Below are 22,625 nucleotides of genomic sequence, written 5' to 3'. Positions count from 1 at the left end.
CCCTTTTTTGAATCAACTTAGCATTTCACAAGAGACTAAAATAACGCCGCCGGCCGATACGGTAAAACGGCGCTTATCTTCGGCTTCATCATAGCCAATTACGGTGCCATCTGGCACGACACAGTCTTCAGCAATAATTGCCTTTCTAATCTTACATTTTTTGCCAATACTGCAGCCATTAAGTGCAATTACCTGCTCTAGCTCAGAGTGCTCTTCGACCCGCACATCTAAAGATAATAACGAGCGATGCACTTTAGCTCCCGATACTATGGTGCCTGCTGAAAGCAAAGAGTCGGTGGCATAGCCTCTGCGGTTTTCTTCATTAAATACAAACTTAGCGCCGGGGCGTTGTTTTTGATCGGTAATAATTGGCCAATCACGATCGTATAAGTCCAGTTCCGGGTTAGGGTCAACCAAGTCCATGTTTGCTGCAAAGTACTCATCAATATCACCCACATCGCGCCAGTAAGCGGTACGTCCTGGGTGGCCTTTGTCAGCAAATACATAGCCGTAAACCTTACGGTTTTTAAGCATACTAGGAATAACATTGTGGCCAAAGTCGTGAGAGTAGCCTGGTTTTAATAAACCCTTACGCAGCTCATCGTCTAATACGTCCATGTTGAAGATGTATATGCCCATAGACACCAGTGCTTTTTCAGGGTTGTTGGGGTCAGATTTAGGGTGGTCGGGTTTTTCTTCAAAGTCGACGATTCTACCTTGGTCATCCAAGCCCATTACGCCAAAAGAGGAGGCTTGAGATAAGGGTTTACGAATACAAGCTACGGTAACATCGGCATCGTTCTCTGCATGGAAGTTAATCATGCGAGAGTAGTCCATTTTGTAGATATGGTCGCCACCTAGAATCAGCACCCGGTCATAATGCTCATGGTCAATAATATCGAGGTTCTGATATACCGCGTCAGCCGTTCCACGATACCAGTTTTCACCGGTTCGTTGTTGAGCAGGAATAATTGAAACTCGCTCGTTTAAGGCGGGGTTAAGAATTTGCCAGCCTGACTGTAGGTGCATGATCAAATCATGCGCCATGTATTGCGTAAGCACCCCAATGTTTCGCACCCCTGAATTGATACAGTTTGATAGGGTGAAATCAATAATTCTATATTTGCCACCAAAAGAAACAGCTGGCTTGGCAACCTTGTTGGTTAACTCTTTTAAACGAGTGCCTTTTCCTCCAGCAAGAACCAAAGCAACTGAACGTCTCACTAAGCGATTACTGGAAGTGTGGGAATAGCGGTTTTCGGACATATCGAAAATTTCCTCGTGGGCGTAATAGAAAGTCTATGATAGCGTTTTCATGCTGAATGTAACTGTCATTTATGACAGTTTTGGCTTAAATCTTTTATTCGCTAAGTAAAAAAAAGATGATTTTTCTAAAAAGTGATCTTAAACGGCTAGTAGGCCTGAATAAGTGGGCATTACTACTATTTTAAAGCTGCTCAATTAGTGGGCTGTTAAATTTTTGTTATCAGTGTTGAGCCCAATTATTCTTGTAAAAACTGTCGAAAATAGCTGCTTGATATAATTTGTAACACAAAATGGCTATTTTCACTGGTTTAGCCAGTTAGTTCATTCCGAATGCTTTACTTTTTGATCGTTTAACTGCTTCAGACCTGCGTTAAATTTGTCGCGAAGCTCTGGGTCATGAAAACCCAATAGCCGCGGTGACTCTGGAAAAATGAGGTGCTTGGTCACCGGCGCTGTAGGGCGTTGCTTGGCAATAAGTTGCTGATTTAAATAGTGGAATATCCGCTTATCTAAAACAATCACATCCACTTGTCCGCGGTATAAACGCTCTAATTGGGCACTTTGGTTAGCCACCTCGGTATAGAATTTAGCTTGCTCAGTTGCTTTGGCAAAGTGTTCACCAAGGTACTTCTTAGCATTTTGAAAAGCCATTAGGCGAAACTTAGTTAAGTCATCAATGGATTGGATGTTTAGCTGACGAACAGACAGGCTAATAGCAACATTTTGATAGAAGATAACTGGCTCTGATAGGTGAGCGTGTGTGCCGTTGTTAGGGGCATTTACAATGGCGTCTACGGCATTTTGTTCTAGCATCCGTTCTGCGCGTAAATTAGAAGTGAAAATAACCTGCTGTACTTGATAGCCAGCATTGCTAAAAGCTTGCTTAATAATATCTAGCTGAATGCCAGACTGCTGATCTTTGATGATGTAAGGCGGAATGGATTTGCTGGTGGCCAAGGTAATGGTTTGGGCTTGGGTTAAGCCCATGTAGCTAACAAAGAGAATTAATAAAGCGGTAAGCCAAATAGGCTTTGGGTGTTTATTCATTGGTATACCAAGTCGCCGTTCTATCTAAATTATGGCAGATAGAACGACTTTTTGATTACCCATTAGCGGATATTTTATCGCTTAAAGATTTCCAGCAAAGCAAGACATTTAGCTTAGCACCGGAGATTCTTGCTTTTTAGTCGACAGTAATTGCTTCCAGTGAGCTACCCGCATCGGTAACTCTGGAGAAGGATGGTCATGGTCCACCAACGACAGTAGCTCGCTCATTGGCACTGGCTTTTTACCTTTCAAAAATACTCCTCGCACTAAGATGGTGGCGTACAACGTATTGTTGCCAATAAAGCGGTGTTCAAAATACCAATACTTCTCATCCCAGCCTAATAGCTTGCTGTGCAGCTCCACCTTGGCCATAGGCTTAATTGGGCGAATATAAGTCACCGACTGTGCATTCACTACGCCTAACCAGCGTTTCTTAAGTGCCACCGAGCCCAGTTTGGTTTTTAACATCATATCGATGCGCCCTAAATCACCAAAGCTAAAGTAGCGAGAGTTAGTAAGGTGCATGTTGGCATCGCAATCAAAGGGTAAGGCACGTAGCTTAATAACAAAATCTCCCGTGGGATCTAGGTGAGTTTTGGCACTAAACCAATGGCGGATAAACATGCTTAATAGACGAAAGTAGTGATTCATAATTTACTTTGTGGTTTTTTACAAGTTTTTAACATGAGAGGTCGGATGAGTAAAGGGTAGAAAAACAAAAGTCTTCAAAGCAGTTACTTTGAAGACTTTATATTTAATAGTAAAGGTCTTATTCGATTACTATCCGCTTGTGGGTTAAGCCTTGGTGGCAGTCTACGCAGGTTTCTCCGCGGGCGGCTATTTGCTGGTGATTTAATCGCGCGCGCTGTGGTTGTTTGCTTAAATCAAAGTTGTCACCTTGGTGGCAGTGTCGGCAGTTGGCTGAGTCATTGGCTTGCATATCACGCCAAACGGTTTCAGCAAGGGCTGGCCGGTGCTCTTCGAAATTCTCCTTGGTTATGGTGCCTACCATCATGTGATAAATATCGGCGGTGGCAGCAATTTTTACCTGTAGCATTTCAAAGTATGGGTGTGGTACGTGGCAGTCGGCACAGGTGGCGGCGATGTTGCTGCCGTCTCCGTAGTGACTCGATGCCTTGTACTCTTGCACAATGGTGTCCATTTTAAGGTGGCAACTAAAACAAAACTCGTTAGTACTGGATAGTACTAAGCTGCCTTGCACAGTTGCCAAACCTAACACTAATACAAATACACCAATGGGTATCCCAACAATGAGTGGCTTTTTAAGCCAAGCCCATAGCTTTTGCCACCGAGTCTTCTGCTGGTTATTTGTCATATCAGCATCCTCTTTTAAAAGAGGGGAGCATTACTGCTCCCATCGGTGGCTATTTGCTTTCGCTTAAGTAACGGGCTTTAAAGGCCGCTTGTGCTTCTTTTCTGGCTTTTTTCACTTCTTCTGGTTCGTTGCCACTAAACCAAGCGTGCTCTGGGCGATCGAGTATTTCGGCAAGAACAGCGCGGGCTTTTTCTGCACCTTCGGTATTGCCGTTGTGTTCGGCTTTTTCTACCACTTCTAGGAATTGTGGAACTAACTCTATGTAGAAGCGCTCTGCGACTTCATACATGCCGTGCCATTGCACGTAGTCTGGTGCTTGCATGGCAGCGCCGTGACGGGCTCTGCGTCCTTCGTGGTGCCATAAGTAGAACCAGGTCCATTCTATCTCTTCATCAAAGCCTGTTTCGGTTAGCATTTTTTCACTCTTTAACACATCCATTAAGTCTTTACCTGGACGGGCAAATTTGTCGTTGTATAAAACAACCAGTGAATCAAATTGCTGGTAGAAATTGTCGATCATTGACTTAGTATGGCAAGACTCACAGACGTTCTTCATGTCGTCGCGGCGCGCTTCCCAAGACTTAACTTCTTTACCTTGAGCCTTCGCTTTAGCATCAATTTTTTCCGAGATTGCTGGGCGCAATGTCCATGAAATGCGGTTGCCAACATCATGGGTAACAGGCAGCTCGCGAGTAGCTGACATATGACAAGTGGCACACGTTGGCGCGGCGTCGTAATCTTCACCAACAATCCACTTGGCCGAGTCGAGGTTCATCCGATCAACGTTGGCGTAGAAGTTAATGCCGTGTTTAGACTCTTCGTAAACCTCTTTTTGAGGGTGGTCTGGACCTAGGTGACACTTACCACAGGCTTCTGGTCTGCGCGCTTGCACCATCGAAAACTCGTGACGTTGGTGACAAGCAGTACAAGCGCCAACCGAGCCATCTGGGTTAATTCGTCCAATGCCGGTGTTGGGCCACGTGGTGGGGTCTAAATCACCGTTTTCCAGCACTTTCACCTCTGAACCGTGGCACTGCCAGCAGCCATTAACCGCAGCGGGAGACTGACCATTAAAGGTGAGCGCTCCTTCCACTACCTCTGCGAGGAAGTTATCTAGCGAACCGATGATTTGCCCAGCTTTTGCGTGGTGGCTTTTAGCGAACTCGTCAACTTCTTGAGTATGGCAATTAGCACAGTCGGTAGGTGAAACAATCACCGAGATAGTGTGGCCTTCGTGAGTGATGGCGTCTTTGTCTTCAGGGTTTGCTTGGTGACATTCGTAGCACCCTACGTTAGCTCCGTAGTGTTTCGAACGGCCCCATTGTGCATAAATTGATGGGTTTTTGTCTTTATGACATCCGGCACACTCGGCGCTTTCTTGGCTGAGCTGCTTGAATGGTTTTAGCACTAAGGCTTTGGGTTCCGCATTACTTGAAAATGACAGTATTAAACACAGCGCCGCTGCCAAGGTGAGTATTGCGGTAATAACACTAGAACTACGGGGATGGTTATCCATATTTGTACCCTCTTTTTGCTTCCTGCTAGAAGTTCTTGCTGTTCGCTTTTTGAGCAAATTAACCATAGTAAAAATATGGTTAAGAGGGTATGTTATACATCAACTTTATGTGATTTATTTGTAAATGGGATTGTTGGTTTGTTGAGAAAGTTTTTTAAGTCCTTGCTTTACCGAGGTAAAAGCTATTTTGTCTAAAGGAAGGTTTTTTAGATTGTGCCATTGCCAGCCTGCCACATCATCTCTAGCTTGTGGTGATATTTTGCTGTCTAGCAAGTAAACAAAAAAGCTATCGCAAGTATGATAAAGCACTTGGTTGTAGGTATATTGATTAGCAAATGAGCCAAAGTAGCTAAATTTTTCGGTGGCTAGTTCAAGCCCAAGTTCTTCATTCAGCTCTCGTTGTAAGCCCTGTTCTAAGCTTTCACCATATTCGATGAATCCACCCGGTAAGTCCCAGTAGCCTTTTTTCGGATCAATGGCGCGCTCTACTAGTAATAGTTCTCCTTTATAAATGAGTAAGGCGCCAGCGGTAGAGGCCATATTGTGAAAGTAGCTAAATTTGCATTGCTTGCAAGCCCATTGTTTAACATCGATTTGCTTGAATGTAGTACTGGAACATTGAGGGCAATAAGTAAGGGCTGGCAAGCTATGTTCGCTTTTTGAGGTTGAGACTTAGTTAAATACTACCCAGCTTTAGGTCTTAAATGAAGTCAAGGATTTGGGCCTTAGTGTTATATGGGGGATTAGTATCTCTATTTAGTTTTAAGCGTTGCTCACCACTACATATGCTCTGCAATTATCTTGATAATTAGACTATTTACCTTTGTTTGTATTGAAGTTTTCGCCAGCGTTTAAAATTGGTGTCAGGTCATTTTATGGTCTAGCTCTCTCGCATATACTGCTTTTAGTTATTATTCAATTGCCTAGTTAGGCAGCTACTTACAAGGATCGTTAATGAAACCGCAGTTAAAACCCAATTGCCCAAACTTTTCATCTGGGCCTTGTGCAAAACGTCCGGGCTACGCGCTTAGCCAGCTGAACATTGATGCGCTTGGTCGCTCTCATCGCAGTAAAATTGGTAAAGCTCAACTAGGCGAAGCGATTCAACTTACCGAGCAATTATTGGAGTTACCGGAAGGTTACCGAGTGGGTATTGTTCCAGGCTCTGACACGGGGGCGATGGAAATGGTGATGTGGTCGCTATTAGGCCCTAAGCCTCTAGATATTTTTAGTTGGGAGTCGTTTGGTAAAGGGTGGTTCACCGACGTGAGCAAGCAGCTAAAGCTTGAGCAAGTTAATCACTACAGCAGCGATTACGGCCAGCTACCAGACATGAACCAAGCTAACCCTGATAATGATTGTATTTTTACTTGGAACGGCACTACCTCTGGTGTAGCCGTGCCAAATGGTGATTGGATAAGCTCTCAACGCAGTGGTTTAACTATTTGTGATGCTACTTCTGCAGTATTTGCCATGCCTATGCCTTGGGAAAAGCTTGATGTTGTGACTTACAGCTGGCAAAAAGCTCTGGGCGGTGAGGGTGCTCACGGGGTGATTATTCTTAGCCCACGAGCAGTAGCACGATTAGAGAGCCACCAACCAAGCTGGCCAATGCCTAAAGTATTTCGATTAACCCAAGGAGGGAAACTCATTGAAGGTATATTCAAAGGCGAAACGATTAACACGCCGTCGATGTTATGTGTGGCGGACTATATCGACGCCCTCAAATGGGTTCAATCGTTGGGCGGAGTCTCGGCAAGCATCAGCAAATCCCAACAAAACCTCGAAGTCATAAAACAGTTTGTTGCCGACAACGCATGGATCAACTTCTTGGCTAAGCAGCCTGAAACCCTATCAAATACCAGTGTTTGTTTAACTTTAGATGCTTCAGCTGATCAGGTTAAAACCATTATCGGTCTGTTAGACCAAGAGCAGGTTGCTTTTGACATAGGTGCTTATCGAGATGCTCCTGCAGGCTTGCGCATTTGGTGTGGCGCCACTGTAGAGAAAGAAGATCTAGAGCGCTTTATGCCTTGGTTAGCTTGGGCTTATAAGCAGGTGTGCCTATAAGTTTGTAAAGATTTTAATATTCTATTTTCGTGCTGCAGTTTGTCACGAAAACACCGTAATTGTTGTTTAGGGAGAAGCTGTATGCCGAATATTCGGACCATTAATAATATTCACCAACAAGGCTTGGCATGTTTTAAGGAGCGTTACCAAGTAGCTGAAGGGCAGGAGGCACCAGATGCCATTATGCTCCGCAGCGCTAATTTACATGACTACGATTTTCCAAGTGAAGTTAAAGCCTTAGCGCGTTGTGGTGCGGGGGTAAATAATATTCCCATCCAGCGTTGTAGTGAGCAGGGCATCGTTGTGTTTAATACGCCTGGCGCCAATGCCAACGCCGTAAAAGAGTTAGTCTTGGGGGGAATGCTACTAAGTGCGCGTAACATCGCCGCCGGTTTAAGCTTTATTGAAGGCTTGAGCGAAGATATGGATGCAAAAGCTTTACAGCTTAAAGTTGAAGCCGAGAAAAAAGGCTTTGTTGGCTCTGAGCTCACCGGTAAAACGCTAGGAGTAGTTGGCTTAGGTGCTATTGGTGCTGAGGTGGCTCATGCTGCTCTTGGTTTAGGCATGAAGGTGGTTGGTTTTGATCCTGCACTGAGTGTGCAAGCAGCTTGGCGCTTATCTTCAGAAGTTGAGTGTGCTGATGAGCTAAAAGATCTTTTAGCTGCGAGTGATTATGTCACTATTCATGTGCCTGCTAACAAGCATACCCAAGGCTTAATTAATAGCGATAACTTAGCATCTATCAAACAAGGTGCTGTGTTGCTCAACTTTGCACGAGGCAGCATTGTAGACGAAGATGCCTTGCTTACCGCCTTAGCCAAACAGCAGTTATCTCAATATGTTAGCGATTTTCCGAGCCTTGCTTTGCTAAAACATCCTAAGGTACTTAGTTTGCCACACCTAGGCGCAAGCACTAACGAAGCCGAGCAAAACTGCGCCGTAATGGCAGCACGCCAATTAATTGATTTCTTGGAAAATGGCAACATCCATAATTCGGTTAACTTTCCAAACATTAAGTTAAGCAGAACTGAGGGCTACCGTATTGCCTTTGCCAACGACAACGTACCCAAGGTACTAAGTAATGTATTAGCCTTGCTCTCAGACATGGATATCAACGTGATTGATATGCTGAACAAGAGTCGCAATGATATCGCTTACACCTTGATGGACATTGCAACACCAGCCACCACAGAGTTGCTAGAGGCGATTGCCAATGTAGAGCATGTATTCCATGTGAATGCTATTGGTGAACACGCTTAAGATTTATGTTGTTGTTTACGTATTTCCCGGTTTTGTAGCTTGCTAAGTGTGAAGCTGGGAAATCTTAAATCGAGTTCTATAGCCAGTACCCGTAACAGAAAAGCTGCGGCACTAGATAACAAGATATTGTAGACCTCGTTAATACCAAAGTGACTTAGCACTACGTAAGACAAGCTTCCTAATAAACAAGCCGTTACGTATATTTCAGGCTCAAAAATCACCAGCTTCACTTGTATCATTAAATCGCGAATTGCAGATCCTAAAGTGGAGCTGATTACCCCCATTAAAATAGCAATAAGCGGCGCTACCTCGTAACTTAAGGCCTTACTGGTACCTAATACTGCAAACAAGGCGATGCCCGCTGCATCCATCCACAATAATATTCGGTCGATTTTGATTACCCAATGGGCAAAAAAATAGGTCATTACTGAAGCGACAATACACACCGTGAGGTAGTTGGGATCGGCAATCCAGAAGATTTGATCAGTTCTAAGCAATAAATCGCGAATAGTACCGCCGCCTATGCCTGTGGCAATGCCAACAAATACAAAAGCAAGGATGTCTAACTCGCGCTTAGCCGCAGCCAGCGCGCCAGTAAGCGCAAAAACAAATACTGCGATTAAGCCTATCAGGTATAAAGTGGAGTGGAAATCTAAATCAAGAGTCATGCTAGTTAAGGCTGGTGAGAGACAGCTAGATTATAGTGCATATTAGCCCTGAGACTTTGATTTCTAACGTTTGAGCTGCTTTTTTTGGGGCTTAGATTAGCCCCATAAGTGCCGCTTTAACGGTAGCGGCAGTTTTATTCACCACATCTAACTTACGCATCGCCTGGCTGATGTGAAAGTTTACTGTGCGCGCGGTGATATTGAGAATGGTAGCTATTTCATCGGCAGTTTTGCCATCGGCTGTCCATTTCAACATTTCTAGCTCTCGTAAACTTAATTCTGGCATCTCAAGCTTCTCTTCGGTTATTCGAGATGCAAGACCGTGGTGAGTTACTTGGGTTAACCACAGTAACTGGTAGCGATAACGCACTAGCTCGGCTGGCGTTAGCATTTCTGAAGAGCGGGCTAGGGTTAGCATACCTACTGTGCCATTGGCTTGGCGAGACGATTGCGCCCAGCCATATTCTAGGCCAAAGGCGCGGGCATCTTCCATTAGCTCTGGCGTTTGGGAGAACACTTGGTCACTCCACACAATTGGTAGTTGGGACGTCATCCCATGGTGCACCGTTGGATCAACCGCCAAGTAGTTTTTCTCTTGGTAGGTATGCTGCCATATGGTGGGGTAGTTATTGAGCATTTCGGTGCGAGGAGCAGACAAGGGATAAGGAACTCGCAAGCCATAAGCACAAAAGTCAAACCCTAAAGCGTTGGTGATTTTAGATAATTCTTGGAAAAAGGCCTCACTAGAGCCTTGGGTTTCCAACAAACAGAACTGTTCTTCTAACCAAGCTTCCATGACAGCTTTATCTTCTCCTAGTTATGCAAATACTGCGCATAATCATTTTTCCCGTAGAATTACCAGTATAACGCAACTGTTAATGTTGACAATTGATGCTTAGACCTCACAATGCTTTCATTGAGGGGAAGCTCAAATAATTAAAAAATAAAATTATGAAAACACAGGCAAGTGTACAGAATGTAATCGAATCACATCGCTATCAGGTTGTTCCCTGCAGTGATGGTTTGGTGAGGTTGTCAATTGAGCAGCTTAATGTGCTCGCTTTTAGCCATATTATTTCTGGCTTAGACAGTATTAGTAGTGAAGAATTTAATAGTGAACAGGCTATTTTCAGTGGCTATACCGAATGGCTATTTGAAAATGTGTGCGCTATCACCCTAGGGTGGGACTGGCATTGGCAATGGCACAATGGTCGGATGCAATGCCGAGTAAAAGGCCTACCACGCAGTAATATTCAGTTGCAAGAAGAGGGCTTTGATGTGAGTCCGCGTCGCAATGATGAGTTGTTGCTAGAGGCTATTGAAGTGATGGCTTGGCAAGCAACAACGGCGGAAGCGATAAAAAATCGCTACCGCGAGTCGCCAATGGTAATGAATTAAGCAATATCTATGTAGCAGGCAAACAGCGCGTAGCCATTCACAATTTTAGGTGGACCGGCACGGTGGTAGCGAAAACCTGCATTGCGTAACATTCGCTCTATACCTAGCGGAGAGACTGAGATTAAGCGCTTAGCACCTTGTTTTTTGGCGCACTCGATTGAGGCGGTGAGCAAGGCTAAAGCTTCACTCGACATAAGTTGAGTTGGCGCTTGGTTATGATTATCAAAGTCTACTGCAGCAAAGCGCGAAAGTTCCCAAACGTCGTGTTGCTTGGGACAAGGAAGGCCATTCAATAGCTCTGGAAATACTTCTTCCAGTAGGTAGGGTTTGGTGGTCGGCAATAAACGAGCGCAACCGCTAATATGGTCTTGTTCGTTTTTAGCGATAACATAAACGGTGTCATCGCGATCAAATTGGTCTTGCTCTATGCCATCAGGGGTATCGAGTTCCCAGCCAAGCATTTCTACAAACACTTGATGACGGTAGTTGTTTAGGTGTTGAAATGTAGTTGGTGAAAGTTGTTCTGCAACGCCGTTAACAAAGTCCATTAGCATCTCTCCCTTAGTGATGATGCTATGAGTAAAATCCAGTGCGCACTGTTTTTAAACTGTTAAACCTAACAGCTAGCTAAGGACGTAATAATCAGCTATGGCTTTGTTTTTGTTGGATTTATCAATTGAGTCTTAGTTTTAGTTCTGATATCGCTGCTTAAAAAATAAACTTATTATAATTCAGTTGACTAGCTAAATTTTTATTTAACTTTGATGAAGATGCGCCCTACATTCGCTAATCATGCTATTAGGGAATTGTCGGTAGTCTGGGTAAGGGGTAAACAAAATATTTGGCTTTAAATAAATCCACTTTTTTTGATTTATGGCACTTTTTTCTACAACTGCCGTGTCAAATCGTTGCCAGTTAGCTTTTCCCGCCACCACGTGCATTTGCGCAGATTTGACTAAAACCTGCTTAAAGTTAATTTGCTGTTTAAGCAGTAAATCTTGATGCAAATAACTTCGCCAATCTTCATCAGGTGCACAAAGCTTGGCAAAGATAGTTAGCACTTTACGCCAATTATTATTGTTGTTTTCTAGAATTGCCTGGCTTAGTTCAGCGCCCTTTAAATCTTGATGATTCTTCGGCAGAGAGGGAATTTGGGTATTGAGATAGAGTACGATTTGTGGATTTTCGCTACCTAATTGCACTTAACAGTCCTTGTTATTTATCCACTTTCTAAGTGTGGGAGTGTCATGCAACTGACACAAAATTGTTGCTTCTTTGTCATCTTCTGCTTCTAGCCTAACGGCGAATACAGGGAGAGAGCAATGATTTCAGCACAGCAGGTACTCAATCAACATTACCCCAGCCTAGCACAGCATCCGCGTCGTTATTCCTTGGCGAAATGGTTTTTTTCTAAAGTGTTGTTTGAAGACGAATTCCAAGCCTTTGGTGAAAAGCATCCTCACTTGAAAGGGGTGGCTTTTATCGATCAAGTATTCACTGAGCTTAATGTTAGTTATCGGGTTAGTCAGAATGAGCGAGAGCGCATTCCTAGTGAAGGACGAGTGCTCATTGTAGCTAACCATCCAATAGGTTCGATAGATGGCCTTGCTTTGCTACATCTGGTTAGCCAGGTGCGTAAAGACGTGAAAATTGTTGCCAATGAAATTCTCTCCGCCATTAAGCCACTTGACGATTTATTACTGCCAGTAGATAACATGCGAGGCAATAGCCAGCGTAAGCAGCTTAATGCCATTAAAGCGTTATTAGATGAAGAAGGGGCGGTGATTATTTTTCCTGCCGGTGAGGTCTCTCGTTTAAAGGGCGTTAAGGTAAAAGACGGAAAGTGGACCAAGGGTTTTGTAAGCATAGCCAAGAAAACCAACACTCCCTTATTGCCTATTTGCGTAAAGGCTAAAAACAGCAAGTTGTTTTACTTTTGCTCTTTTGTATATAGACCTTTATCCACTTTGCTATTGGTAAAAGAGATGTTCTTTCATCGTAATAAAGTGTTCTCGATGGTTGTGGGTGAGCAGATTCCAGTAAAGAGTTTTGGTTTAAGTGGTCTAGATCGTTCTACCCAAGCTCAGTTAATCAAAAAGCACCTTTATCGTATCGGCAGTAACAAAAAAGGCCTGTTCCAAACAGAGGCCGCGATTGCTCATCCCGAGCAGCGCCTTGCTTTAAAAAAGGCGATTAAGCAGTTAGAGAAAATAGGCGAGACGCCAGATGGAAAGCAGATTTGCATTTGTTATGGAAACTCTCAACCTTTAGTTTTGTCTGAACTTGGCCGCCTACGAGAGTTAGCCTTTCGCGCCGTAGGTGAGGGCACCGGTCGACGCACTGATACCGATAAGTACGATGCAAACTATATGCATCTTATATTGTGGGACGCAGAGCAACTTGAAATTGCCGGAGCTTATCGTTTTGCCGATACTAAACGCTTAATCGAAGATAAGGGAATTGGCGCGCTATATAGCCAATCACTATTTGAATATGATGAGAAAAACTGTGACTTTTTAGCTTCGGGTATTGAGTTAGGGCGCAGCTTTGTGCAGCCGAAATACTGGGGCAAACGCAGCTTGGACTACCTGTGGCTGGGTATTGGCGCATTTTTAGCGCGCAATCCACATTATCGATACTTGTTCGGCCCAGTGAGCATTAGCGCCGCAATGCCAGAGGCTGGCAGAGACTTGCTGATTCATTTTTATCAAACTTACTTTCCGTCGAACAAAAGTTATGCGCGCTCGCGCCAGCCTTACCAGCTGGCAAAGCAAATAAAAAACAGCATTCATATGTCTTTCAGCGGTGATGATTATAAAGCTGATTTTGCTCAGCTAAAAAGTGCATTGGCAGCAATGGGTACCGCAGTGCCAACGCTTTATAAGCAATACACCGAGTTATGTCACGCTGGTGGGGTTCAGTTCATCGATTTCAATGTCGATCCAGAATTCAATCAGTGTATTGATGGCTTGGTATTGGTTGATTTACATCAGCTAAAAGAAAAGAAAAAAGCCCGCTATATCGACACTCACATTTGTGAAGAATCGATATTAGTTGAAGCGAAATAAAGGCGCTCTATTTGATAGGCGAACACTGTTGCAGCGCCTTTTTTAAGCGGCTTACTGCCTGCTCTAGCTGAGGCTCTGTTAAGGCGGTGAAGTTTAGTCTAATTGCTTGGTAGTCTGGTGTATGCTTGCTTGGCCAAAACTCATCACCCGGTACTATTGCTACCTTTTGCTTTAATGCAGCCTCTGCTAAAGACATTGCATTGTGATGAGGGAGTCTTGCCCAAATAAACATGCCTCCTTGAGGGACATTAAATTCTAGTTTATCGCTAAGTTGCTGCTGCAAAAGCTCTGCTAAGTAGTCTCGCCGAGTTCGGTAAGTATTGGTCAACTTATCCAAGTGCTCAGCAAACGAAGGGTGACGAACCGTGGCTAATAGCATCAATTGCATGGGCTGAGCGGAATGTAAATCGCTTGCTTGTTTCACTTTAATTAGCGGTGCTAGTAATGCTTGTTTGGCCCTTACATAGCCTACGCGCATGCCAGGTGTGGCTATTTTTGAAAAAGAGCCGAGGTGAAAAGCTGCATAACTAGACAGCTCGCTTACCGTGGGAAGTGGCTCACCTTGGTAGCGAAGTTGGCGGTAAGGGGCGTCTTCAATAAGCGCGACTTTATATTTAGCTAGTAGGCTAGCAACGGCCTTTCGTTTGCTAAGGCTCCAACAGTGGCCGCTAGGGTTTTGAAAATCTGGCACAGCATAAAAAAGCTTTATTTTGTAGTTAGCCAACTGTTGCTCTAGCTGGGCTAAATTGGGGCCGTCAGCTTCGGCTATCACGGTATGTATCTCGGCTTCTGCTAAATCAAAAACCTGCAAAGCGCCTAAATAGCTGGGGGCTTCACACAAGACTTTATCCCCTGGGTTTAAGTAACTACGAGCGATTAAATCCAAGGCTTGTTGTGAGCCAGTGGTAATTAATACGTCCTCTGCGGTGCTATTTTCTTCAAGTAGCCATTGGCGAAGCTCAGTTAAGCCTTCGGTGGCACCATATTGAAAGATGCTAGGTGATTGAGCCAACTCATCAGCTGCCTGCGTTAAAATATCTAGCGGAAACAATTCTGCATCGGGTAAACCGCCGGCAAGAGAGAGCATATCAGCTTGCCGAGTCACCTTTAAAATATTGCGTATATAAGAGGGTTTAGTTTGTTTAACTCGCTTGCTCACCGTTAACATGGCCATTTACCTACTTTATAAAAACTGCTGACTATCATTGCAGAAGCTGCTGCGGCAATGCTTTAGCGTTTATGTGCAATGACTTGTCCATATGTGCTATTTTGAGGAACGGATGGTGGGTTTTTAAGGTATCGAATGTCTTTAAGCACAGATGGAATGCGAGTAAATCGAATCAACGATGCCCTCTACTATATTCACCAACATATCGCTGAGCCCTTAGATGCGAGGCAATTGGCTAAGGTAGCAGCGTATTCCCCATATCACTTTCATCGTTGTTTTAAGCAAGTGACTGGCGAAAATGTTAATGAGTATATTCGTCGTGCGCGTTTGGAGCGTTGTGCAAATTTATTAATGTTTTCACCCTGCCTCACCATACAAGAAGCATCACAATGTTGTGGTTTTTTGTCACCGGCGTCGTTTTCTCAAGCTTTTAAAAAGCACTTTGCCTGCTCACCTACACAATGGCGAAACCATGGTTACAGTAAGTTTAGCCAAGCTAATTACCAGCAGCATTGGAGCGATGACTTACAACAGCGAATCCTAAATGCCAAGGCGCTGCAAATGCCTGAGGTTAAGGTGCAGCGCCTGCCTGCCCAACCAGTCGCTTATGTTAGGCACCAAGGCTACGATCGTTCTATTCGTCAAGCCTATGAAAAACTGCATGTTTGGGCTGATAGCCAAGGCGTGGAGTGGCAAGTAAACAAGCTATTAGGTTTGTATCATTCTAATCCTGATATTGTCCCGGCTCCGCTTTGTCACTATGTCGCTTGTTTAGCGGTAGACGGCCCAATAGTGCGTCGAGGTGGTGTTAGTGCCTTAACGATTCCCGAAGGCATGCATGCAACTTTACATGCCGCTGGAGGATATGGGGATTTGTTACCAATATTGCATAAATTTTATATGCAATGGCTGCCCAATAGTGGTTACCGTTTAGGTAATACGCCTGCTTATGTGCGCTATTCTCGATGTCAATTTCTGGATCCAAATGAACGCTTTGAGTTACAGCTTTGTATACCGATAACATTGTAGTTAAGTTGCTGTAATTGTTGATTTTCATTTATATATCAAATGCTTTGCTATTTTTAACACAGTTATCAATGTAATATTATTGTCATATTTTAGTCATAAAATCTTCGCCCAAATTAGCGCCTAATAGGCCTGTTAGGGATTGCCGCAGAGCTATTTTTAGCCAATCTGCGAATGGAGTTTTTATGCGAGTATCACGATTCTCTAGACTATCTGCGATAGCATTATTTGCCGTAAGTGCGGTGTTAATTGCAGCCTTATATTTTTCTTTAGTTGAGTTGTCGAGCTCCAATCAGCAGCTACAAAATTATCAATCTCTTAAATCTCAATTTAATAGCCAGCTGGTGGCTAAGGTAAACAATTACTTAAATACCGGTAACGCATTAGAGCTTAGTGAAGCTGAGCGTTTGCTGCTGGAACTGGTAGAGCGCTCCAATCAGCAGCATTTGCCTGGCTTGGCTGAGCTGTTAAATCAGCTACATATTGCCTTGCAAGACCGTTATTTAGCACTGGGCAAACTCAGCGGTAATGAGCAAGGCTTGTTGATAAATGCAGAGCGTGAAATGCTTGGTTGGGCAGACAGTACCGTTGACTACGGCTTAAGCGCGCAAGCAGCCAGTTCACGTGACTATATTCAACAAGGTACAGAACTTCTTAATGCTTTAGTTAACTTGTCGATGCAGCGAAGCCGCTATTTTGCAGACCCTAGTGCTAACAGCAAATCTGCTTACGACGATGCATTTTTGCGGGTAAACAAACATGCGAAAGCAATTGATGCTTTACCATTGTTGGGGGTGATGAGCGAAGTTGAAGTTGATGAGTTTGCCTTAGGCGACCCTGAAGAAGCTGTCGATTTAGCCGAAGAGATAAAGAGCGAGTTAGTAAGTTTAACTCAGCGCTACCCAAGAGAGCTGCAATCGACTAACGCTTTAATCGAACAACGGATGGTATTACGCAGCGCATTAGCGGCAGACATTGAGTTACTTACCCAGCAAATATCACAAGCGGAGCAGGGTGTTATTAAGCAGCGAGATGGGGTTACTCAAACGGTTAAAATCACCCTATACAGTGTAGCGGGCTTAATTTTGCTAATTGCCATCGTAATGCAAGTTGTGATGCAAAGCACCGTATTAAAACCGCTTCGTGAACTGCGAAATGGCTTTGCCTCACTGGTTGAGAACGGCAGTATCGAGCGATTAAAAGTACGCCGAAATAATACTGAGATTGGCGAAATTGCCACCTTTTTCAACCAGCTATTAGCAAAGCAAGAAGACTTAGAAGAGCTTAAGAATAAGCAGCTATCTGTTGTATCTAATTCACTCGATTCGGTGACTAAACAGGTACGTGAGGTGTACTTAACCTCAGAGCAAACCGATCACCAAGTAGCTGAATCTCAATTGCTGATGGAACAACTGCGTTCATTAACAGAGCAGCTTAATCAGGTTTCTAGCGATGTAGAGCACAATGCCAACGCTACCCAGAGCGCGATGAACGAATCGCAGCAAAATGTAGAACAGGTGATGAATGCCAGTAAGCGCACCAGTACCGCCGTCACCGAAGGGCGAGAATCACTGGCTACCTTGGTTAAAGCGGTAACTGATGTAAGTGCAATTTTGGATGTTATTCGTAGCATTGCCGAGCAAACCAACCTTCTAGCTTTAAATGCAGCTATCGAATCGGCTCGGGCCGGTGAACATGGCCGTGGTTTTGCGGTGGTGGCAGATGAAGTTAGAACGCTATCAATGCGCACCCAAACTTCATTAGAAGAGATAACCGGTATTTTGAATCAGCTAAAACAGTCTTCGACTAGCCTAGAGTCAAACATTGGTGGAATAGAAGAAGCCAGTGAACACCAGCAGGCTATTTCTTCTAAGCTTATGGAAACCACTCATCAGGTACGTGAGCAAGCAGAAACTTCTGCTCAAGTGGCACATCAAGCCAGTGAGTATATTCGTGAACAAAGTGAGCATGTAGGTAGCTTCACTTCCAAAATGAGCACAGTGAAAACGCAAGTAGAGTCGGCCTACAAATTAGCCACTAAAATTGAATCGGATGTAAGCCAGCAAGTCTCTACTATTGTTAACGCATTAAAACCAGCCTAAGCCAATTAAGCCAAGTGCATCTTGGCCTTTGCATGCTATACTCGCGCATTGGCTCACACTGAGCTTATCGAATGTGAAAAGAGAGATAAAATGCTAGAAATTGGACGCCTTAATCAACTAGCCGTGATTGAAATGGCTGACTTAGGTGCCTACCTAGAAGGTGGCGAGTTTGGTGATGTTTTGCTTCCAAGCAAAGAGCTGCCTGCTGATTTAAGCATTGGTCAGCAAATAGAGGTATTTGTTTACCGAGATAGCCAAGGTAATCTATTAGCGACTTTACAGAAGCCTTTGGTGCAAGTAGGCGAATGCGCTAACTTGCAGGTGAAGGACATTAACGATGTTGGCATCTTCCTCGATTGGGGCCTAGACAAAGATTTGTTCTTACCTTTTGGTGAGCAACAGCAGCCAATGGAAGTTGATCGTCATTACGTAGTGTATGTCTACTTAGACAACGAGCAACGCATTACCGCCAGCAACAAGCTTGATCGTTACATCGATAAGTCAGACCACAAGTATAAGCGTGGCGACAAAGTTGAGTTATTGGTCGCTGGGCGTACCGAGCTAGGTTACAAAGCAGTGGTAAATAACAAGCACTGGGGCGTACTGTATTACGATCAAGTGTTTAAGCGTATTCGCGCGGGTTATGCTGGTACTGGTTATATTCAAAAAGTACGAGAAGACCAAAAGCTAGACGTAAGTTTAGAGCCCATTGGCATACAAAAAGCCATTGATATTGGCGACACCATTTTAGCTAAGCTTCGCGAAGAGCAAGGCTACTTGGCCTTGAGTGATAAAAGTACCCCGCAAGCCATTTCTGCTATTTTTGGTGTAAGTAAAGGTACCTTTAAAAAAGCCATTGGTAAGCTTTATAAAGAAGGTTTAATCACCATTAGTAAAACTGGCATAGTGTTAAACGACAAAGAATAGTGAGCGTTTTTCATTAGCCAGATTAGCCCGCAACTTAGCGGGCTTTTTTGTAGCTGGCATATAGTGTTGAGTGACCGTAATTGTTATACGAAGATGGGTTTTACTTGGGCTCCATGCTAGGCAATGGCTCCTCGTTAGAGATTGTTAAATTGTCTAAATTAATAGTTGCCGAATAAGCGATATTGTCGCGTTGAAATACGATGATTACAGAGTCCTTGCCGACAGTTTTGTACCCATTTACAAAGTCGATATCTTTTAGTAATTCAAGGTATTCTTGGCCATTTGGCTTCGATATAGCCACTGTTTTTAGATCAGATGATGTTAACGAATTATTGTTATTAGTGTCCGACTTAACCACGTAATAAAGAATGGCTTTAGTTTCTTTGGTTTGCTCTGAATAAGAGGTGTTTGGTAACTGATGAATGCTTGTTATCAAGTAGTCATTTTTATCAAATAACCAATACTTACTATTTGTTTCTACATTAATGAAGAGGTAGTTTCTGGTTGACGATGCCGACTTGCTGTATGACGCTGTGCTTATATTTTGCTCTGAATAGAGTGGGACCATTATTACGCTAGATCCATTAATGCTTATTAGATTTCCTAGCCGCCACTTTTCTTTATCTTCCTGTGTTTCTTCAATATTAACAATGTTTCTTACGTTTCTATCACGTGTAATGTCTTGGTAGATTGTAATGGCAGCGAATAGGCTTAGCGCTAGACCTACAATTCCAACTAACATAATTACGATGGCATTAAATCGCCATATTTTTTTGAAGAGTTTGCTTTCTTCCATCTTTATTCCTAAGTGATCTTGCGTCTTTTTTATGCGAATAAAGCTACCACTAAGCTCTTAACTAAAAAAGAAAATACTATTTAAACGCTTAGTGCTTTTCCTCTCTAGCTGTTTGCCAGTTTGGTTGTTTAGTCATCATAAAGGCAGATCTTGGCAATTTTAATGCTCGGCCTCTGCCTTTATCTAAATGATTACCGATATTGGTTAATTGATGTTTCGAGTTGCTGCAGTGACGCTTGGACTTTTTCTAACGGCGAGGCAAAGTTCATCCGGTAAAAATTTTCGTTCATTTCACCAAACCAGGTGCCAGGTGTTAGTGCGAGTTTAGCATGCTGGATTAATAGCTCTTTTAATTGCTCAGGGGCTAAGTTTAAGCCGGAGAAATCAAACCATATTTGATTGGTACCTTCTGGTAAAAAAGTTTTAACTTGGGGGAGTTCCTTGGCCATAAATGCCATAATCCAGTTTCTTACTTCTTGGGTATAAGCCAAAAACTCTTCGAACCACTCTTTGCCATGTCGGTAGGCGGCAATGGTGGCATACAAGCTAAATGCATTGCCGTGGTCGAGTGACATAGACACCGAGCTTGCTTTGATTTTTTCTCGTAAGGCTTGGTTATCACTATAGATATAGCCATTAGCAATGCTATTTAAGCCAAAGTTTTTAGCGGGGGAGCCAATAATGGTGAGGCTGTTGTCGTAGTTTAACGAGGCCATGCTGGTGAACTTTGCACCTTCAAACACGATGTCAGCATGAACTTCATCACTTATAATCATTACCTGGTACTTTTTGGCAATGGTAACTAACTGTTGCAACTCTTGTTTAGTCCACACTCTACCTACCGGATTATGAGGGTTACATAACAACACCATGCGTACTTTTCCGCTGCTTAGCTGTTGCTCAAAATCTTGGTAATCAAATAGGTAACGATCTCCCTCGAGCATAAGCGGGCTAGTTATAGCTCTGCGCCCGGCAGATTCAATTAAACAGCGAAATTGGTGGTACACCGGAGTTTGAATTAATACGCCGTCGTCTTCTTGAGTAAAGTCGCGAATTAGCAATGCTATTGCGCTGAGTACCCCAGGAACTTGCACAAAATGATTAGGGTTTAGGTCAAGCTGGTGGCGCTGTTGATTCCAATGAGCAATCGCCTTAAATACGGCTTGTGAATCAAATTCGTAAGAGTATTGCTCACGGTTTACTAATTGCTGCATAGCTTGGCTAATTGGAGAGGCAATGGGGAAATCCATATCGGCTATCCAATGAGGTGTCAGCTGGTCGCTGCCATAAATTTGCTTTAGCATTTTACTATCATGCTTAATGAATTTGTCGCTAATATCATGGTGGCTCGGGGTGGTTTGAAACATTAAGTTTTCCATCGATTTAGGTTGATAATGTTAGGACGGAGCCTAAACAAAAAAGACGCAAGTTTTTAGCTTATGTATCACTTAATACCAAGGAATCTAAAATACCTTTACCGCTGTGGATCCCGCCTTCGTTCTCACTCGCGGGTTTACTGCGAATAAGATAGCCAGCATATCCGTTTAGTGGTGTTGCTGGTTCTTCATCGTAATAAGCACTAAATAAGCCTATCTCGCTTACCAGATCGTCGACTTGGGTTTGAGTGCCATTACGCACTGCGATGGTGGGGACTTCGCGTTCGTGTGGATATAAGCGCTGCATTAAAGCCCAAGCGTCATATTCATGGGGAGCCACCTGTTGAAGTTTATTAGTTATTTCTTCACCAAAAACGCAATGTCCACCACCTTCTCCTTGGTTTTTTAGTACCCATTGTTGCTTATTTGCCTGCCTATTAAACCAGCCGATGGTTGCTTGATTTATTGGCTTCATATCTGCTAAGACACATTTGATTAGCTTGGCATCTTCTAGGTTTAACCCCCAGCGCGCATAGTCTTCTGTTGGCATGGTTGTTAGGAGCATTTGCATAGTTTTACTGGTGGCAAGTTGCTGGCTAAACGTGGCGTTCACTGCCACCTTGTGTTGCTCGATAAATAGCCTAGTTTGGCTAAGGGTTTGGCAGCAAACACTCTCGCTGCGTGTTGTTGAGTAGTAGTCAGCGTATTGGTAACCGGCTCTAAGATATACCACATCAATAGCGCCTACGTCGTTTAACAGTAGGCGTTGATTATCGCCGCTGGACAATTGGGTACTAAGTTGTTCGAAGGTGCGCCTTACGGTGCGAACCCCTTGTTGCTGTAAAGCTAGTTCCAGAAGGTGTTGGTCGTACACATTGTCTTCATTTTCTTGTGTCACCATTAAGAAGGTTGGTTTACTCGCTAAACCGTCTAAAGGTGCTTGAGCGTTTGATTCAAAGCTTGCTTTAATGCTGTTGGCAGCTTTAGCGATCGCAAGGGCGAGCTGCTCAATTGCTTGGTTTTCAGCTGGTGTGGCGTGCTTATCTTCTAGGTAGGTTTGGTAAAGCTGAGGCCATTGATTTTGTATAAAAGCATGCAGCTCTGTTGCGCGTTGGCCAAACGGCGCCATGCCTGCAGCAATACCATTAAACTCGATAACTTTTGGACCATGTTGTCGGTCGTCCATAAAATCGGTACGCATTATTAGCAGCGGTTTTCTAGCAGGTGATAAGCGATGTGCTGCGTCACCATGGGCTTGGTGGTGCAGGGCTAACAAACGTTCAAAAAAGGGCTCCGCTTTTGCCATTTTAGCGAGCGACGACTGAAGAAAGTCGTGATCTTCTGACACATTGTTAATTAGCCTTGTAATAAGAGATGTGGCTCTACGTAGGCGTTCGAATACTTCATGCGGCATAGTTATTGGCGCAATACTAAACGGACAATGCCTGGCAGAGTTATCAGCTTGACGAAAAGCTACGCCATGCATAATGGCCCATTCACTTATTTCTTGGATCATTTGAGCTGAAATAATAGGGCGCGTTGTATTGGGCATGTATTCTCCAAAGTACTCGTGGGAACGAGCATTTATTTGTTTGTTAACC

21 protein-coding genes are annotated in these 22,625 nt (G+C 43.7%); 7 read left to right on the top strand and 14 right to left on the bottom strand.

From position 1 onward, the window contains the following. Nucleotides 1–12: 12 nt before the first annotated feature. The 6 genes from glgC to LQZ07_RS18340 form a co-directional block, all read right to left on the bottom strand. Nucleotides 13–1,266, bottom strand: coding sequence for a glucose-1-phosphate adenylyltransferase (gene glgC / locus LQZ07_RS18365; protein ID WP_016402643.1), 1,254 nt, complete (start codon nt 1,264–1,266; stop codon nt 13–15). A gap of 321 nt (nt 1,267–1,587) precedes the next feature. Beyond that, entirely contained in the window at nt 1,588–2,313 is a 726-nt protein-coding gene (locus tag LQZ07_RS18360; RefSeq protein ID WP_152781857.1) for an ABC transporter substrate-binding protein, read from the bottom strand. Nucleotides 2,314–2,421: 108 nt separating this feature from the next. Then, a complete protein-coding gene (locus LQZ07_RS18355) occupies nt 2,422–2,964 on the bottom strand; it encodes an acyl-CoA thioesterase (RefSeq protein WP_016402645.1) in 543 nt (180 codons plus the stop codon). 118 nt (nt 2,965–3,082) lie between these two features. After that, nucleotides 3,083–3,649 carry a NapC/NirT family cytochrome c gene (locus LQZ07_RS18350; RefSeq protein ID WP_016402646.1) on the bottom strand — a complete coding sequence of 189 codons (567 nt, stop codon included), beginning with the start codon at nt 3,647–3,649 and terminating at the stop codon, nt 3,083–3,085. 49 nt (nt 3,650–3,698) lie between these two features. Next, the gene (locus LQZ07_RS18345; RefSeq protein WP_152781855.1) at nt 3,699–5,165 is read right to left on the bottom strand and encodes a multiheme c-type cytochrome; all 1,467 of its coding nucleotides are present in this window, start codon (nt 5,163–5,165) and stop codon (nt 3,699–3,701) included. A 114-nt stretch (nt 5,166–5,279) separates the two neighbouring features. Then, nucleotides 5,280–5,705, bottom strand: a complete 426-nt coding sequence (locus tag LQZ07_RS18340) for an NUDIX domain-containing protein (RefSeq protein WP_152781853.1) — start codon at nt 5,703–5,705, stop codon at nt 5,280–5,282. Between the two features lie 414 nt (nt 5,706–6,119). On the opposite strand from LQZ07_RS18340, the gene LQZ07_RS18335 reads away from it, so the two are divergent. Then, on the top strand, nt 6,120–7,235 hold the full coding sequence (locus LQZ07_RS18335; protein ID WP_152781851.1) for a phosphoserine transaminase: 1,116 nt from the start codon (nt 6,120–6,122) through the stop codon (nt 7,233–7,235). 81 nt (nt 7,236–7,316) lie between these two features. After that, complete coding sequence (locus LQZ07_RS18330) at nt 7,317–8,495, top strand: 3-phosphoglycerate dehydrogenase family protein (protein ID WP_016402651.1); 1,179 nt, start codon at nt 7,317–7,319, stop codon at nt 8,493–8,495. Here the strand turns inward: LQZ07_RS18330 and LQZ07_RS18325 are convergent. Together LQZ07_RS18325 and LQZ07_RS18320 are read right to left on the bottom strand one after the other, a co-directional pair. Then, nucleotides 8,492–9,163 carry a trimeric intracellular cation channel family protein gene (locus LQZ07_RS18325; protein WP_152781849.1) on the bottom strand — a complete coding sequence of 224 codons (672 nt, stop codon included), beginning with the start codon at nt 9,161–9,163 and terminating at the stop codon, nt 8,492–8,494. The genes LQZ07_RS18330 and LQZ07_RS18325 overlap by 4 nt on opposite strands. Before the next feature lie 91 nt (nt 9,164–9,254). Further along, complete coding sequence (locus LQZ07_RS18320; protein WP_016402653.1) at nt 9,255–9,959, bottom strand: autoinducer binding domain-containing protein; 705 nt, start codon at nt 9,957–9,959, stop codon at nt 9,255–9,257. Nucleotides 9,960–10,114: 155 nt separating this feature from the next. Between LQZ07_RS18320 and LQZ07_RS18315 the strand changes: the two genes are divergently transcribed. Next, nucleotides 10,115–10,561, top strand: coding sequence for a DUF4902 domain-containing protein (locus tag LQZ07_RS18315; protein ID WP_152781847.1), 447 nt, complete (start codon nt 10,115–10,117; stop codon nt 10,559–10,561). On the opposite strand, the gene LQZ07_RS18310 is transcribed toward LQZ07_RS18315, so the two are convergent. After that, nucleotides 10,558–11,109, bottom strand: coding sequence for an acyl-homoserine-lactone synthase (locus LQZ07_RS18310; RefSeq protein WP_016402655.1), 552 nt, complete (start codon nt 11,107–11,109; stop codon nt 10,558–10,560). The genes LQZ07_RS18315 and LQZ07_RS18310 overlap by 4 nt on opposite strands. A gap of 207 nt (nt 11,110–11,316) precedes the next feature. Beyond that, on the bottom strand, nt 11,317–11,763 hold the full coding sequence (locus LQZ07_RS18305; RefSeq protein WP_152781845.1) for a hypothetical protein: 447 nt from the start codon (nt 11,761–11,763) through the stop codon (nt 11,317–11,319). A gap of 120 nt (nt 11,764–11,883) precedes the next feature. Here LQZ07_RS18305 and LQZ07_RS18300 point away from each other — a divergent pair, with 120 nt between their 5' ends. After that, nucleotides 11,884–13,629: a lysophospholipid acyltransferase family protein gene (locus LQZ07_RS18300; protein ID WP_152781843.1), complete on the top strand. Its 1,746-nt coding sequence runs from the start codon at nt 11,884–11,886 to the stop codon at nt 13,627–13,629. Nucleotides 13,630–13,636: 7 nt separating this feature from the next. Here LQZ07_RS18300 and LQZ07_RS18295 read toward each other — a convergent pair whose 3' ends face one another. Next, complete coding sequence (locus tag LQZ07_RS18295) at nt 13,637–14,803, bottom strand: PLP-dependent aminotransferase family protein (RefSeq protein ID WP_227981253.1); 1,167 nt, start codon at nt 14,801–14,803, stop codon at nt 13,637–13,639. A 129-nt stretch (nt 14,804–14,932) separates the two neighbouring features. Between LQZ07_RS18295 and LQZ07_RS18290 the strand changes: the two genes are divergently transcribed. The 3 genes from LQZ07_RS18290 (at nt 14,933) to LQZ07_RS18280 (ending at nt 18,852) form a co-directional block, all read left to right on the top strand. Then, complete coding sequence (locus LQZ07_RS18290) at nt 14,933–15,826, top strand: GyrI-like domain-containing protein (RefSeq protein ID WP_152781841.1); 894 nt, start codon at nt 14,933–14,935, stop codon at nt 15,824–15,826. A gap of 182 nt (nt 15,827–16,008) precedes the next feature. Further along, nucleotides 16,009–17,925, top strand: a complete 1,917-nt coding sequence (locus LQZ07_RS18285) for a methyl-accepting chemotaxis protein (RefSeq protein WP_152781839.1) — start codon at nt 16,009–16,011, stop codon at nt 17,923–17,925. A 90-nt stretch (nt 17,926–18,015) separates the two neighbouring features. Then, the gene (locus LQZ07_RS18280) at nt 18,016–18,852 is read left to right on the top strand and encodes a S1 RNA-binding domain-containing protein (protein WP_152781837.1); all 837 of its coding nucleotides are present in this window, start codon (nt 18,016–18,018) and stop codon (nt 18,850–18,852) included. Nucleotides 18,853–18,952: 100 nt separating this feature from the next. Here LQZ07_RS18280 and LQZ07_RS18275 read toward each other — a convergent pair whose 3' ends face one another. From LQZ07_RS18275 to LQZ07_RS18265, 3 genes are all read right to left on the bottom strand, one after another. Continuing rightward, on the bottom strand, nt 18,953–19,648 hold the full coding sequence (locus tag LQZ07_RS18275) for a hypothetical protein (RefSeq protein WP_152781835.1): 696 nt from the start codon (nt 19,646–19,648) through the stop codon (nt 18,953–18,955). Nucleotides 19,649–19,839: 191 nt separating this feature from the next. Continuing rightward, nucleotides 19,840–21,015, bottom strand: coding sequence for a MalY/PatB family protein (locus LQZ07_RS18270; RefSeq protein WP_152781833.1), 1,176 nt, complete (start codon nt 21,013–21,015; stop codon nt 19,840–19,842). A gap of 70 nt (nt 21,016–21,085) precedes the next feature. Continuing rightward, nucleotides 21,086–22,576 (bottom strand): glutathione synthase, encoded by a 1,491-nt coding sequence (locus tag LQZ07_RS18265; protein ID WP_152781831.1) that lies wholly within the window; start codon nt 22,574–22,576, stop codon nt 21,086–21,088. Nucleotides 22,577–22,625: the final 49 nt, after the last annotated feature.

Origin of the sequence: Agarivorans sp. B2Z047 (assembly GCF_023373605.1) — a bacterium.
In the GTDB taxonomy this organism is placed as follows: Bacteria; Pseudomonadota; Gammaproteobacteria; order Enterobacterales; family Celerinatantimonadaceae; genus Agarivorans; species Agarivorans albus.
The sequence above is the reverse complement of the archived record's forward strand: the minus strand, read 5'-3'. Positions and strand labels throughout refer to the sequence as shown.